This is a genomic window from Massilia sp. UYP32 (assembly GCF_050434365.1).
GTDB classification, from domain to species: Bacteria; Pseudomonadota; Gammaproteobacteria; order Burkholderiales; family Burkholderiaceae_D; genus Telluria; species Telluria timonae.
The window spans coordinates 37466-52034 of record NZ_JBNDIK010000031.1 but is presented as its reverse complement, the minus strand read 5'-3'; the positions used below and the strand labels follow the sequence as shown (position 1 = coordinate 52034).

The window sequence follows — 14569 nt, the reverse complement described above, 5'->3', positions numbered from 1 at the left end:
GTGTGATCGGTGCGCCGGACTAGATGGCGAGCAGGCCGCCGTCGACCACCAGGTCGGAGCCGGTCATGAAGCGCGCTTCGTCGGATGCCACATACAGGGCGAGCGACACGACTTCCTCCGGTTCGCCGGGGCGGTCCTGCAGGACGCCGTCGAGGATGATCCGGCGCGTGACCGGATTGTCGACGAAGGCGGCGGTGCCGGGCGTCCTGACGAAGCCTGGACTGATGCTGACCGCGCGGATGCCGAGCGGCGCGCCTTCGACCGCCAGCTGCCGGGTGAAGGAAACGACGGCGCCCTTGGCGGCGCTGTGCGCGCTGATCCCGGCGGCTTTCGAGCCGCCCCATGCGGCGGTGGATGCGATGTTGATCACCACGCCGCCGCGCACCCCTAGGTGTCGCCATGCGTACTTGGTGGTGAAGAAAATGAGGTCGAGTTCGTTACGGATGGTGTAGTGCCAGTCCTCGATCGACATGTCGCCGACCCCGCCGAACTTCGCAGCCGAGGCATTGTTGTACAGGATGTCGATGCGGCCGAGTTCCTCCGCGCTTGACTCGACCCAGCGCCTTGCCTGTTCATGGTCGCCAAGATCCACCGGCGCATTGCCATGCAACGTAAAGCCCTCGGCCGCCATCAGGCGCGCCGTCTCTTCGTGCGCGGCGCGATCGACATCGCAGCCGACCACGGTGGCGCCTTCGCGGGCGAACTGCAGGGCCGCGACGCGCCCCTGGCCGCCACCGGTGCCCGTAATCAGGGCAACTTTTCCAGCTAATCTATTCATGGATCATCCCAGCAGGAAAGCGGGCCACCCGCGCAGGCGCCGCATGCGGCGCGCGAGCGGGCCGCATGTCGGGCATACCCATGGCGTGGACCGCCAGGGTTGAGATTCAGGCAGGCGCCTGGACCGCGATGGCTTCGGCCGGGCAGGCGGCGGCGCCTTCGCGCGCCGCTTCCAGCAGTTCGTCCGGCACCAGTTCGTTGTCGACATACACGATGCCGCCGGCGTCGAGCTTGTAGACTTCAGGGCAGAGGGCGGCGCAGAGGCCATAGCCGCAGCACTTGCTGCGTTCGATGATAACGCGGTGAAGCTGATGTTCGCTCATGATTCGTCTCTTTAATAATTATCCGACCGCTGGGGTCTGTGAGACGATTATGCACACAAATCGAAAATCTGTCACGTTTTGTGTGCGAGTGATTAGAACAGGATGTTGCCGGCCTTGGAGGCCAGCTTGCGCAGCAGCTCGCCGAGCTTTTCCACCCCGTCGCGGTCGTACTGCCCGCGGAAGGTGACGGCCGAGATGGCGTAGGCGATGGCGCCGCTGCGATCGTTCACCGGCGCCGCCACCGCCAGGATGCCGGCCGAGAAATAGCCGTCGTCGACAGACCAGCCGTTCTCGCGGGCGTCGGCCACCTGCTGCCGATAGTCCTCGAATGCGAGCGGGCGTGCCCAGCGCACCTTGTCGAAGGCGGCGCGCAGGCGCGTGTCGTCCAGGCCGAGCTGGGCGGCGAACAGGCGTCCGCTGGCGCCCATCAGCACCGGCAGGCGCTGGCCGATCGCCATGTCGATGCGCAGGTCCCCGGGACTCGTCTCTGCGCTGACCAGCACGATGCGGTCATTGCCCATGCGGCGCCACAAGGTGACCGTCACGTGGTGGGCCGCCGCGAACTCCTGCATCAGCGGCCGTACCACATCGAGGCGCTGGCCCTGGGTGACCAGGTGCTCGACCAGCTTGGCCAGGCCCAGGCCGGTGGTATAGGTCTTGGACAGGGGATCGAAGTCGAGCATCTCCTCGGCGACGAGGGTGCGCAGCGTGTTGAAGCAGGTACTGGGGTTGATCTCCAGTTCGCGCGCGATGTCGGCCGCGCGCTCCGGGGAGCCGGAGGTCGTCAGGAAGCGCAGGATGCGGATCGCATTGACGACCGGCTTGACCGTCACGCCGGTCGACGTGTCGGGACGCTCTTCGTTGCTGTTATCTACTGCCATGCGCGCTCCGGTAAGCGAAGGGCGAGCCCTTCGGCCACCAATCGCAATCTAAAATATCATTCTAAAGTTAGAATGGTTGAGCGGCAAGGACGGCGCGCGTGGCGTGCTAGTCTTTTACCAGCAGCAGGCTGCCGGCCAGCGGCCCGCCGCCGGACGCCACCACCGAAGCGTGATGGGGCGCCACCTGGCGCGCGCCGCCGCGTCCCCAGAGTTGGGTGCAGGCCTCGTGGACGTAGCCGAGCCCGTGGGTGCGCCCACCGGAGAGCTGGCCGCCGTTGGTATTGACCGGGATCTCGCCGCCGAGCGCAATGCGGTGCCCGCCCTCGACGAAGGGCCCGCTCTCGCCTCGCGGGCACAGGCGCAGGGCTTCCAGCCACATCATGGTCAGGATCGAGAAGCCGTCGTAGAGCTGCGCAGTGCCGACGTCGGCAGGCTTGATGTCGGTGCGCGCCCACATCATGTCGGCCGCATCGCGCGTGGCCATCGCGGTCAGGTCGATCTGGTCCCAGGACCATGGCTGGTGCAGGGCGGCGCCGATCGCCTCGATGCGGATCGGCGGGTTGGGGCCGTGCGCCGCCGCGTCGGCGCGCGACAGGATGATGGCGGTGGAGGCGTCGCAATGCACGTCGCAGTCGAGCATGCGCAGCGGGGTCGAGATCATGCGCGAGGCCATGTACTCGTCCATCGACAGCGGGGTGCGGAACACGGCCTTCGGATTGAGTACGGCATTGGCGCGGCAGGTGAGGGCGATCTGGGCCAGCTGTTCCGGCGTGGTGCCGTACTCGTGGAAGTGGCGCTGCGCATACATCGCCATCAGGTTGGCCCCCGAGAGCACGTTGAAGGGGGTGTACCACTGCCAGAAAAAGCTGTTGTCGCGGCCGACCGTCTTGTTGGTGAGCGCGCTGGCGCCCTTGTCGGTCTGGCGCCGGGTCGCTTCGGTAATGGTGCGGAACACCAGCACATGGCGGCACAGCCCGGCCGCGATCGCCATCGCGCCGTTGATCACGCCGGCCAGCGGCCCCGGTCCTTCGTAGCCGCCCCCATACCAGTTGACCTTCAGGCCCAGGGTGCCGATGAGCGCATTCGGACCGACCGGGGAGAAAGCATCGCCATTGTTGTTGTCGCCGGGCCAGCACGACACGCCGTCGATGTCGTCGCGGCTCAGTCCCGCGTCCGCGATCGCTTCCAGGCAGGCGTCGAGCGTGAGCCGCATCGCGGACTTGCTGGACGGGCGCCCGACTTCGGACTGGCCGATGCCGCTGATTGCGACGTCTTTTTCGTAGATCCGGTCGAACATCATGCCGCCTTCTCGAAAAGGGGAAGCCAGACATCCTCGACCTGCTCGAAGCGCACGCGCACCGGCATGCCGATGTGTACCTCGGCGGGTGGGGAGCCGACGATGTTGGTGACGAAGCGCAGTCCCTGCTGGTCCGCCAGCTCGACGATGGCCACCACGTAGGGTACTTTCAGGTCGGGGCGCCAGGGCTGGTGGTTGACGGTATAGGTGAACACTGTCCCCCGGCCCGACACCGGCCTGGGGCCGACCTCGGCGCTCAGGCACTGCGGGCACACCGGCGCCGGAGGGTGGAAGAAGCGTGCGCAGGCGTCGCAGTGGTGCATGCGCAACTCCTGCTGCGCGCCGCCTTGCCAGAAGGCGCTGTTGTCTGGAGTGAGCGCCGGGAGTTTTCTTGTCATGTGCTGGACTTTCGGGAAGATGCGGTGCAACTGCGACGCTGACGCTGTCGATGCAAGGATTCTACAACTATGTAGACAGAATTGGAAAATCTGTTTAAAGTTTTCAGCAAGTTCCTGCAATTGCTGTCCGTTGCCACCTGACCCGATCGGAAAGACCAGCCATGCCTGCACCACTCGACACCCGCATCATCGTCATCACCGGCGGCTTCGGCACGCTTGGCCGCGCCGTCGCGCAGCGCCTCCATGCCGACGGCGCACGGGTCGCGCTGCTCGACCGCGCACCCGCACCCCTGAGCGGCCTGCCCGCCGGCGCGTTTGCGCTCGGCGTCGTCGAACTGGCCGACGAACAGGCCTGCCACGCAGCTTATGGCCAGGTGCGCGAAGCGTTGGGCGGGATCGACGGCATCGTCAATGTCGCGGGCGGCTTCACCTGGGAAACCCTGGAAGGCGGCGCGCTCGCTTCCTGGGACCGCATGTACGACACCAACCTGCGCACCGCGGTGGCCAGCTGCCGCGCTGCGCTGCCGCACCTGCTGGCGCGCGGCGCCGGGCGCATCGTGAATGTCGGCGCGGCGGCGGCGCACAAGGCCGGCATGGGCATGGGCGCCTACGCTGCCTCCAAGGCCGGGGTGGCGCGGCTGACCGAAGCCCTGGCCGAGGAACTGAAAGACCGCGGCATCACCGTCAACGCGGTACTGCCGAGCATCATCGATACCCCGGCGAACCGTGCCGACATGCCGGACGCCGACGCCAGCCGCTGGGTGGCACCAAGCCAGCTGGCGGCGGTAATCGCCTTCCTGCTGTCCGGCGACGCCTCGGCGCTGACCGGCGCCTGCATCCCGGTGAACGGCCGGGTCTAGGAAGCAGGGCCGGCAAGCAGCGCGCCCGCGGGGGCGCCCGATCCACCACAAGGAGGGCCAGGCCGCCAGCGGCGGTACCGGCCCCATGGAGACAAGCAATGAGACTCGTTACCTACCGTGACGAACATGGCGCAATGCGCCCCGGCGCGCTGATCGAATCGGACAGCGCCATCGTCGACCTGAGCATCGCAGCCAGGAGCACCGGTCTCGGTGCCTGGCCGGCGTTCGGCAGCATCCTGGCCCTGGTCGAGGCGGGACCGGAAGCGATGGAGGAAGCGCGCCGCATGGTGGCGCTGGCGCCGAGCGCTGCGGTGATCGAGCGCGCGTCCGTGAAACTGTGCGCCCCGATCCAGCCGCCGCCCCAGATGCGCGACTGCTCCTGTTTCGAGCTGCACCTGAAGCAGAGCTTTGCCGCAGCCCGCCGCGCGCGCGTCGCCCACCTCCCGAATCCGGAAGAAGCGCTGGCCCAGATGAGCACCCGTGCCGACGAGCGCGTGGTCGCCACCTTCAACCGCCAGCCCATCTATTACAAGTGCAACCGCTTCGCCGTCATCGGGCCTGACGAGGACGTGATCTGGCCAGCTTACAGCAAGGCGATGGACTTCGAACTCGAATTCGCCTGCTACATCGGGCGCAAGGCCAAGGACGTCCCGCGCGAGAAGGCGCGCGACTACATCGTCGGCTACACGATCTTCAACGACATGAGCGCCCGCGATACGCAGGCGGTCGAAATGGGCGGCATGCTCGGCCCGGCCAAGAGCAAGGATTTCGACACCGGCAACGTGATGGGGCCTTGCCTGGTCACCGTCGACGAGCTACCCGACCCATATGACCTCACCATGGTCGCACGCGTCAACGGCGAAGAGTGGGGCAGGGGATCGACGCGCGACATGCGCTGGCAGTTCGAGGACCTGATCGCCCATATCTCGCGCTCCGAAACCCTGTATCCCGGCGAAGTGCTCGGTTCGGGCACGGTGGGCAACGGCTGCGGCCTCGAGCAGCTGCGCTACCTGAAGCCAGACGACGTCATCGAGCTCGAGGTCGAGGGCATCGGCACCCTGCGCACGAGAATCCGGCTGCCCTGAGCGGCACTGCAACAGTCACGCCGGTGCTACCTGCCGCAGAGCGGGGGCGCCGCTTCCACGACCTAACAGGAGACAATCATGGTCGCAACAAAGAACGGCGCGGCGATCGACTTCGCCGAGTTCAAGCAATCCTGGCGCGTACTGCTGCTTGCCATCACTGGCATCATGATCAGCATTAACGCCGCCCTGCTGTACGGCTTCGGCGTGCTGGTGATCCCGCTGCAGGCCGAATTCGGCTGGGAGCGCCCGGCGCTGCAGGCGGCGATCAGCTTCCTGTTCGGCGGCGCGGTGGTCGGCCTGCAGCTGGTCGGCTGGCTCAACCTGCGCTTCGGCATCAAGCGTGTCACCGTGGTGTCGCTGCTGACGATGGCGCTCGGCTACCTGGCCACGACCCAGATCGGCGGTTCGGTGTGGACCCTGTACGCGGCATTCTTTTTGCTGCCGATCGTGGGCATGGGCGCGCTGGCCGTGACCTGGACCCAGCTGCTCAACCTCTGGTTCCTGCGCAACCGCGGCCTGGCGCTGGCGCTGGGCCTGTCCGGTACCGGCATCACGGCCGCGGTCACGCCGCCGCTGTTTGCATGGGGCGTGGCGAACTGGGGCTGGCAGGCGCCCTTCGTCATCCTGGCGCTGGTCAATGTCGTGATCGGCATTCCGCTCACACTCGCCTGGTTCCGGCTGCCGGAGACGGCAGCCGCTGCCAAACCGGGGACCGCCGCAGCGGCCCCGCTCACGGGAATGGCCTTCCGAGAGGCGCTGGCCTCGCCCAAGTACTGGATCTGCAACCTGGCCTTGTGCCTGGTCGTCTCGGCCGTGATGGGTGTCGTCACGAGCACTGTACCGATGCTGCGCGACCGTGGGCTGGATGCCGGCGCGGCCGCCCAGGTGTTCGCCTGGTTCGGCATCGCGCTGGTGCTGGGCCGCCTGGTGGTCGGCTACCTGCTCGACCGCCTGTGGCCGCCGGGCGTGGCAGCCGTCAGCCTGGCGCTGCCTGCGATCGGCACCATGATCTTCCTGTCCGGGAACGACGATATCGCCATGCTCAGCCTCGCGGCGGCGCTTGCGGGACTCGGCGCCGGCGCCGAATTCGACATCGCCGCCTTCCTGATGGCGCGCTATTTCGGGCTGAAGGACTACGGGCGCATCTTCGGCCTGCACCAGGGCTTGATCACGGTGGCATCGGCCGGCGCACCGCTGGCCTTCGCCGCGATGTTCAGCGCCACCGGCGGCTACGGGGCCATGCTCACCTACTGCACCGCCAGTACGCTCGCCGGCGCCGCCATGCTCTTGACGCTGGGCCGCGGTCCCCGGGCTGCGGTGCAGCCGCAGGCCGCGCGCGCCTGACCTGCCGGGCCCCCAACGGGGCCCGCACTCCATCTTGTAAGGAAACCAACATGTCGCTTCAATCCGTAGTGATTGCCGGCGCCGGGCACGCCGGCGTACAGGTGGCGCTGTCCCTGCGCCAGGAAGGCTATGCGGGGCGCATCGCCCTGGTCAACGACGAACCCTGGCTGCCCTACCAGCGCCCGCCGCTGTCGAAGGCCTTCCTGCTGGGGAAGATCAGTGCGACGGCGATGCAGTTCCGCCCCGAGGAGTTCTACACCGAGCAGCGCATCGAGCTGCTGGCCGACCGGGGGATGGCGATCGACCGCCAGAACCGGCGGCTGGTGCTGGCCTCCGGCGCGGCGCTCGACTACGACCACCTGGTGCTGGCCACCGGCGCCCACAATCGCCCTTTGAGCGTGCCCGGGGCAGGCCTGTCGGGCGTGTTCGGGATCAAGACGCGGGCCGATGCCGACGCGGTGGCGCCGCTGCTCAAGATGGCGCGCCGGGTGGTCGTCATCGGCGCCGGCTTCATCGGCCTGGAGTTCGCCGCGGTGGCGGCGGCCGAAGGGGCAGCGGTCGAGGTGCTGGAGCTGGGCGAACGGCCCATGGCGCGCGCCATCTCGCCGCAGATGTCCGAGGTGTTCCGCAACGCCCACGAAAGCTGGGGCGTGCATTTCAACTTCCGCAGCGCAGTATCGGAAATCGAGGGCGACAACGGCAGGGCGGTGGCGGTCATCACGGCCGACGGACGGCGTTTGCCGGCCGACCTGGTCGTGTACGGGATCGGCGTGGTGCCGAACGTAACGCTCGCGCTGGAAGCGGGACTGAACATCGACAACGGCATCAAGGTGAGCGCCAGCCTCTTGACTTCCGACCCGAACATCTCCGCGCTCGGCGATGTCGCGGCCTTCCCCTGCCTGCAGAACGGGTCGCAGCTGACCCGGCTCGAATCGGTGCAGAACGCCTGCGACCAGGGCAAGCTGATCGCCGCGCGGCTGGTGGGCAAGCCCGCTCCGTATACCGCCTTGCCGTGGTTCTGGACCGACCAGGGCAGCCTGAAGCTCCAGATCGCCGGCCTGGCGCTGTGCGCCGACAACCATGTGGTCCTTGGGGATCCGGCCGCCGGCCAGGTGTCGGTCCTGTGCTTCCGCGGCGAGCAGCTGCTGGCAGTGGAGTCGTGCTGCCGCGCGGGCGACCACATGGCGGCGCGCAAGATCCTGTCGCGCCCGCCCGCGCTCACCCCGGCGGTGGCGGCCGCGCCCGGCTTCGACCTGAAGGAATGGGAGGTGGCCAACCGCTGATGCATGCAGTTTGCCTGCCCATGCCATGCCGCAGGCCCAAGGCTCGTCGAATCACACTATTCCAACAACAAGCAGAGAAAGTGGAGACAAACGTGAGCAATCAATCCGTATCGGAAGTCCCGGGCGTTCCCTGTTCCCTCGTGCTGGCGGCGGCCCTGTTGTCGGCCTGTGGGGGCGATGGCAAGGACGCGCCAGTGGCGCAGGTGCCATCGACCCGGCCTCTGGCGCCTGTCCTGTCCTGCAGCACCAGCAGCCTGCAGGCGGGCGCCGCCGGCGCGACCCTGACTGCGGCTTCCCTGGTCACCGCATCCAACGGCGCCTCTTACTGCCGTGTCGACGGCCATGTCACCACGCAAGGCCCGGCGGCTACCAGCAATCAGGTCAGGTTCGTTGTGGCCATGCCGCAGTCGTTCAAGGCGCGCTACTTCTTCGCAGGCGAAGGCGGCTCCGCCGGATTCATTCCTGCGCCCGACGAGAAACTGCTGGCCGAGGGCTACGCGTTTGCCGGGAGCGATGCCGGTAGTCCAACGCCCGGGCTGAACTGGATGTTCGCCGCCGACCGGACCAAGGCCACGGATTACGACCAGCGCGGCGTGCATGTCAGCTCCGCCGCCACGCAATCCCTGGTGAGCGCCTACTATGGCCTGAAGGATGCCGCCAACGCCAACCGCAAGATGTACCGCTATTTCGATGGCTGCTCCGGCGGCGGGCGCATGGGCCTCGTGGCAGCCTCCATCTACCCGGACGATTTCGACGGCGTGGTCGTGGGGGCGCCCGGCCTCAACGTGAACAACCAGGTGATGTTCGGCAAGGTGAGCAAGTACCTGATCGACCATCCCGATGCCTGGATCTCGCCAACGCAGCTGCAAGCACTTGACGCCGCACTGTTGCAGAAATTCGACGGGGCCGACGGTGCCGTCGATGGCCTGATCTCCGACCCGGGCAAGGTATCCATCGACGCGTCGATGTGGGCCTTGTTCACCCCGGCCCAGCAGGGATTGCTGCGCATCGTGGTGGACGGGATGGACGACTTTGGACAGACCTATCCCGGCTTCACGCTGGGGAACCCGAACGGGTGGACCGCCTTCATGTTCGGCACCACGCCTCCGCCGTGGTCGATGAATCCGGCGGACGGGCGCCTGCCGCCTGCCAGCTACCTGGTCTTCGATACGACCTCGCGCGGCATGTTCGGCCCGACCTACGACTTTGCCACGCGATTCAGTTTTGCCGACAGCCTCGACGTCAATGGCTGGAACGCAATGTACAAGAACGTCTACCCCGCATCGGGAAACATCAAGGTGGCCAACCTGAACCCCTTCTTCCAGCGCGGCGGCAAGATGTTGTTCTGGCATGGCACGGCCGACAATGGCATCTCCCTGACCGACACCCGGCGCTTCTACGCTGACCTGGCCGCGGCGCAGGGTGGGCAGGCCAAGTTGTCCCAGATGGCCCAACTGTTCGAAGTGCCCGGTACGCAGCACTGCGGTGGCGGCATCGGTGCGCAGGACGTAGCGGCCCAGGCGCTGCCGGCGCTGGTCGACTGGGTGGAAAATGGAAAGGCGCCGGCCCAGTTGATCGGCAACCGCGCAGCCGGTGCCGCACTCCCGGCGCGCAGTTTCCTGCTCTGTCCGTCTCCGCAACGCGCGGTATTCCGTGGCGGGGTAGCGAACCCGGGCGGCCTGGACGTCAACAATGCGGCGAATTGGGACTGCAAGTCATCCTGAATGAGGCGCGCATGCAGCCGTCCTGGGCGCATGCGCGGGACGGCTAACTTCAGGCAGATCCTTCGGGAACAGTGGCGCTGTCGAAGTCGGCGAGCCAGGCCTGGTCGTCGCCGCACAGCGCCTCCGGCTTTTCCGTGAAGTCCCAGGTCGAGCCGACCATGCGGATCGCCTGGGGCGCCCGGTGTGGCTGCTGCGCGTAGCAGCGGCCTGTCAGGTGGGCATGAGGTTCCTTGTCGATGTCTTTCAGCCGGCCCAGGGAAATCAGCGCACAGCGGCGCAGCACCAGCGCCGCTTCCGCTTCCTCGGCGGGGAGGGTGCCCAGGGCCCAGCGCGCCATGCCCTGGCGCATGTCGATGCCGGTATAGGGATCGGGCCCGAGGATGGTGCTGTTCTCGACCGACCAGTCGAGCAGCAGCCGGCCATCGCGTTCGAGAAAGGCATGGGTACAGCCATCGATGTGGCGCGGAATCTCGATGTCGTAGCGCCGCGCGCAATCGCCACGCGCGGCGGCGGCGACGGCCAGGCCGGCAAGGTCGAACATGTGGGTGCACTGCTGGGTCGCATCGGTGTAGAGGTTGACCGAATGTGCGATGTCGTCCAGGCGCATGCCGGCCAGACGCTGCAGTTCCGGCGCTGCGCCCGGGCAGGCGGTGAACGGGTGGCGTGGCGCTTCTCCGCGCACCGCGGTCACTTGTCCGCCCTGGTGGTCGACCACGACGCGGAAGTGGTGGAAGTCATCCTCCAGTACGGCGCGTACCTGTCCGCCCTGGCGGTCATGGCGGCCCGCCATTTCGATTCGCCTGCGAAAACGCTGCATGTGTAATTCCTGGTATGGGTTGTTGGCACTAATGTGTACAATAACAGAAAATCTGTATAAGAACCTATGTGGGCATATGTTCGATAACGAGGAGACTAGCGTGGGACTGTTGAATGACAAGGTGGCTTTGATTACCGGTGCCGGCGGCGGCATCGGGCGCGGCGTGGCACGCCGCTTCGCGCGCGAAGGCGCCGCGGTGGTGATTGCCGAGATCGACCGCGACAGCGGCGCCCAGGTGGCGCGCGAGGTCGAGGAGCTGGGCGGACGGGCGCTGTTCGTGCACACCGACGTGCTGCGCAAGGAATCGGTGCTGGCCGCGATTGACGCGGCGGTGGCGCGTTTCGGCGGCCTCGACATCCTGGTCAACAACGCCTTCGTGCCGACCCCGAACATCCTCCTCGAGGACAAGACCGACGAGATGCTCGACCAGACCTTGACCTCGACCATCAAGGCGGCCTGGTGGGCGATGCGCGCGGCCCTGCCGCACATGCGCGCGCGCGGCGGCGGCAAGATCGTCAACTTCTATTCGATCGACGTCGAGCTGGGCGCCTGGCTGCATGCCGACTACAACACCGGCAAGGCCGGCATCGTCGGCTTGACCCGCAGCGCGGCGGCCGAGTGGGGGCGCTTCAACATCACCGTCAATGCGATCGCGCCGACCGCGATGGGGGCCACCTTCCACAAGCTGGCGGCCGAGAACCCGGGATTCGCCGAACGGGCGGCCGCCATGCGTCCGCTCGGACGCTGCGGCGACCCGGAAGAGGACATCGGGCCGGTGGTGGTGTTCCTGTCCAGCGACATGTCGCGCTACGTGACCGGGGAATCCTTCCACGTGGACGGAGGCTTGCACCTGCCCGGCTACAACTCGAGACCGGCCAACGTGCCGGTGCGGGAAACTTAGAAGCCGCCACGGGCGGCGATTCACAGGAAAGCACCAATCATGCAGTCAGTCAGGCGCGCCAGCGTCAGCAACATCACCAGTACCAGCAAGGTCACCAGCAACGTCACCAGCAACCTCGCCAGCACCAGCGCCGATGGCAGGCGAAACCGCCGCGCCGAAACCACCATCGCGTCGATCCTCGCGGCGACCGAAGAGATGGTGCTGCGCGAGGGATCGGAGCGCATCTCCGTGCTCGATGTCTGCGCGCTGGCCGGGGTCTCGCGCGGCACCTTCTACCGCTATTTCGCCTCGCAGGAAGAGCTGCTTGACGCCTTTGCACGCCACAAGCGGGCCTCGTTCCAGCAGGCGATGTCCGATGCGGTGACGCCCTATGCCGAGCCGGGCGCGCGCTTCCATGCGCTGGTGCGCTACCTCGACGACTATGCGGCGCATGGCCAGGCGCGCCTGCTCCTGCGCGCCGCGCCCGAGTACACGCTGCGCCTGTTCGGCCGCCTGTTCAACGAATCGCTGGTGCGTATCGACGACCTGATGCGCATCGTGTTCGATTCTTGGGACCGGCGCTTGGGCATCCGCACCGACCGCGAACTGATCTGCGAGCTCCTGATCCGCTGCGTGCTGAGCGAGCTGGTGGTGCCCAACAAGCGTCCCGAAGACGGGGTGCAGCGCATTGTCGCCTTCCTGTATTCGATCGTCGAGTGCCAGTCGCGCGACGACGCGAAAAATAAAAGTTAAACACATTTGCCATTTCTGTCTATCTTTGGCAATATAGGTCCCGATGCAAAAGCACCGACCGAGTGCCGCGGGATGGAGACATGTGTTGCTTGTGGGTTGGCCGTGCCGATGGCCGGCCGATGTGTCCTGCCAATGCGCCTGCTGTCGGGATAACCAATCGTCACAGGGAGACACCACATGCTCATCGACCTTCACGCCCACGCCCCCCACCCCGATTACTACAACCAGCACCCGCACTGGGGCCCGTTCTTCGAACAGCGCCCGGATGGCGACATCAAGCTGCGCGTCGGCCACTGGATCCTGTCGCTCGGCTCGCCCGAACGTCGTGCGGCCCTGCAGAAGGCCCGTGCCGAAGGCAAGACCCTCGACATCAACCAGTACCTGGCGCGCTGGGCCGATCCGAAGACCCGCCTGGCCGGCATGGACGCTGCAGGGCAGAGCGCCCAGGTGGTGTCGGTGCCCTCGCACTGCTACATGTACTGGGCCGAGCCCGAATTCGGCGTGCCCTTCGCACGCAAGGTCAACGACGTGCTGGCCGAATACTGCTCGGCGGCCCCGAACCGCCTGATGGCCTGGGCGCATGCGCCGCTCAACGCGCCGATCGAGGCGGCCAAGGAAATCCGCCGCGCCTGCACCACGCTGGGCGCCAAAGGCCTGGTTGCGGGCGGCGCCAATTTCGGCGGCCTGGAATTCGACTCGCCCGAGATGGATCCGGTCTGGGAAGCCCTGTGCGACCTCGACCTGCCGATGTTCGTGCACGGCTATAACCAGTCGGTGACCTGGGGCGAGGATGCCAACACCGACCGCTACGAAACCACCGCCATCGTCGGCATGAACTACGACGAGACGAAGTGCTTCTGGAACATGATCAATGGTGGCGTGTTCGACCGCTTCCCGAACCTCAAGGTGTACATCACCCACGGCGGCGGCTTTGTGCCTTACCAGCTGGGGCGCCTGGCGCAGACCAATCCCAACCTGGACGTCGCGCACAACAAGAAGCCGGTGCTCGACTACCTGAAGAACTTCTACTTCGACGTCGAGCTGCACGAGCTGCCGATGCGCCAGGCGATGATCGAGATCATCGGCGCCGACCGCGTGCTGTACGGCTCCAACTTCGGCGGCAGCGACGCCGTCCGCCACGACCTGACCGACGGCCTGCGCATTTCCGACGAGGACCTGCAGAAGATCCGCTGGAAGAATGCCTGCGAGCTGCTGCACATCGATCCGGCCACGCTGGTCGAACCGGCGAAACCAGCGGCGCTGGCGGCATGAAGATCGCACGCTGCACTGACGGCGGTGCGCCGTTCTGGGCGCTGGTCGACAGCGAGGCGGGACTGCTCCGCCCGATCGCCGGCGCGTTTGCGGACTGGGGCCCGGCACTGACCCGTGCGATCGCGGCCGGATGCGCCGCGGCGGGCGAGGATGCGCTGCCGATCGACGGTCCGGCTCGGTCACTGGCCGGCGTGCGCCTGTTGCCGCCGGTTGAACCGGTCAACCGCGTGGTGGTGGCCGGCGCCAACTATGCCAAGCACCTTGCGGCCGACTTCGGACTCAAGACGCCGCCGCAACCCATCGCTTTCCTGAAAGCCTATGGCGCCCTGATCGGCGCGAACGATCCGATCCGCTACCCGCCGCTGACGAAGGAGCTCGATCACGAAGTCGAGCTGGTCGTGGTCATCGGTGACGCCGCGATCGTTGATGGCGACCCGCTCGCCGCCGTGCTGGGTTACGCGGTCGGCAACGACGTCTCGGCGCGCGACTTGCAGCGTAGCGGCCCGGCCGGCATCGGCATGGACCTGTTCGCGGCCAAGAGCCAGGATTGCAGCACCGGGGTCGGTCCGTGGATCGTCACACGCGACGAGTTCGGGCCCGGCAGTCCGCAGCTGCGCCTGACGCTCAAGGTCAACGGCCAGGTGCGCCAGGATGCCAGCACGGCGGAAATGACCTGGGATGTGGCGCAGCTGGTGCGTTTTGTCCAGGCCCGTTCGAGCTTCGCCGCCGGCGACATCCTGTTCACCGGTTCGCCCGCGGGCGTGGGGCAGGGCACGGGCGTGTACCTGGAGCCGGGCGACGTGGTGGAAGCGAGCGTCGAAGGTATCGGCACCATCTGCAACCTCGTCGGGCCCCGGCCCGGCGCATGAGGAGAC

General features: G+C 67.0%; 15 protein-coding genes. 9 read left to right on the top strand and 6 right to left on the bottom strand.

Annotated features, from left to right (window positions below; genetic code table 11):
- Positions 1–19: 19 nt before the first annotated feature.
- The 5 genes from ABIB42_RS22200 to ABIB42_RS22180 all read right to left on the bottom strand — a co-directional run bounded on the left by ABIB42_RS22200 (position 20) and on the right by ABIB42_RS22180 (position 3676).
- Positions 20–778: an SDR family NAD(P)-dependent oxidoreductase gene (locus ABIB42_RS22200; RefSeq protein WP_005666929.1), complete on the bottom strand. Its 759-nt coding sequence runs from the start codon at positions 776–778 to the stop codon at positions 20–22.
- A gap of 106 nt (positions 779–884) precedes the next feature.
- Entirely contained in the window at positions 885–1100 is a 216-nt protein-coding gene (locus ABIB42_RS22195; RefSeq protein ID WP_005666930.1) for a ferredoxin, read from the bottom strand.
- A gap of 92 nt (positions 1101–1192) precedes the next feature.
- The gene (locus tag ABIB42_RS22190; protein ID WP_005666932.1) at positions 1193–1981 is read right to left on the bottom strand and encodes an IclR family transcriptional regulator; all 789 of its coding nucleotides are present in this window, start codon (positions 1979–1981) and stop codon (positions 1193–1195) included.
- Positions 1982–2087: 106 nt separating this feature from the next.
- Positions 2088–3281 (bottom strand): thiolase family protein, encoded by a 1194-nt coding sequence (locus ABIB42_RS22185; RefSeq protein ID WP_005666934.1) that lies wholly within the window; start codon positions 3279–3281, stop codon positions 2088–2090.
- A complete protein-coding gene (locus tag ABIB42_RS22180) occupies positions 3278–3676 on the bottom strand; it encodes a Zn-ribbon domain-containing OB-fold protein (protein ID WP_040776562.1) in 399 nt (132 codons plus the stop codon). Before ABIB42_RS22180 ends, ABIB42_RS22185 begins: the two co-directional genes overlap by 4 nt.
- A gap of 161 nt (positions 3677–3837) precedes the next feature.
- Here ABIB42_RS22180 and ABIB42_RS22175 point away from each other — a divergent pair, with 161 nt between their 5' ends.
- From ABIB42_RS22175 to ABIB42_RS22155, 5 genes are all read left to right on the top strand, one after another.
- The gene (locus tag ABIB42_RS22175; RefSeq protein ID WP_005666938.1) at positions 3838–4536 is read left to right on the top strand and encodes an SDR family NAD(P)-dependent oxidoreductase; all 699 of its coding nucleotides are present in this window, start codon (positions 3838–3840) and stop codon (positions 4534–4536) included.
- A gap of 98 nt (positions 4537–4634) precedes the next feature.
- Complete coding sequence (locus tag ABIB42_RS22170; protein ID WP_005666939.1) at positions 4635–5621, top strand: fumarylacetoacetate hydrolase family protein; 987 nt, start codon at positions 4635–4637, stop codon at positions 5619–5621.
- Between the two features lie 78 nt (positions 5622–5699).
- The gene (locus ABIB42_RS22165) at positions 5700–6965 is read left to right on the top strand and encodes an MFS transporter (RefSeq protein ID WP_005666940.1); all 1266 of its coding nucleotides are present in this window, start codon (positions 5700–5702) and stop codon (positions 6963–6965) included.
- 50 nt (positions 6966–7015) lie between these two features.
- Complete coding sequence (locus ABIB42_RS22160; protein ID WP_005666941.1) at positions 7016–8248, top strand: NAD(P)/FAD-dependent oxidoreductase; 1233 nt, start codon at positions 7016–7018, stop codon at positions 8246–8248.
- Positions 8249–8340: 92 nt separating this feature from the next.
- Entirely contained in the window at positions 8341–9972 is a 1632-nt protein-coding gene (locus tag ABIB42_RS22155) for a tannase/feruloyl esterase family alpha/beta hydrolase (protein WP_005666944.1), read from the top strand.
- A gap of 49 nt (positions 9973–10021) precedes the next feature.
- Here ABIB42_RS22155 and ABIB42_RS22150 read toward each other — a convergent pair whose 3' ends face one another.
- Positions 10022–10789, bottom strand: coding sequence for a DUF2889 domain-containing protein (locus ABIB42_RS22150; protein WP_005666945.1), 768 nt, complete (start codon positions 10787–10789; stop codon positions 10022–10024).
- A gap of 100 nt (positions 10790–10889) precedes the next feature.
- On the opposite strand from ABIB42_RS22150, the gene ABIB42_RS22145 reads away from it, so the two are divergent.
- The 4 genes from ABIB42_RS22145 (at position 10890) to ABIB42_RS22130 (ending at position 14563) form a co-directional block, all read left to right on the top strand.
- Positions 10890–11690, top strand: coding sequence for an SDR family NAD(P)-dependent oxidoreductase (locus tag ABIB42_RS22145; RefSeq protein ID WP_040776565.1), 801 nt, complete (start codon positions 10890–10892; stop codon positions 11688–11690).
- A gap of 39 nt (positions 11691–11729) precedes the next feature.
- Positions 11730–12422, top strand: a complete 693-nt coding sequence (locus tag ABIB42_RS22140; RefSeq protein WP_005666950.1) for a TetR/AcrR family transcriptional regulator — start codon at positions 11730–11732, stop codon at positions 12420–12422.
- Between the two features lie 177 nt (positions 12423–12599).
- Entirely contained in the window at positions 12600–13694 is a 1095-nt protein-coding gene (locus tag ABIB42_RS22135) for an amidohydrolase family protein (protein ID WP_429249004.1), read from the top strand.
- Positions 13691–14563, top strand: coding sequence for a fumarylacetoacetate hydrolase family protein (locus tag ABIB42_RS22130; RefSeq protein ID WP_429249003.1), 873 nt, complete (start codon positions 13691–13693; stop codon positions 14561–14563). Before ABIB42_RS22135 ends, ABIB42_RS22130 begins: the two co-directional genes overlap by 4 nt.
- Positions 14564–14569: the final 6 nt, after the last annotated feature.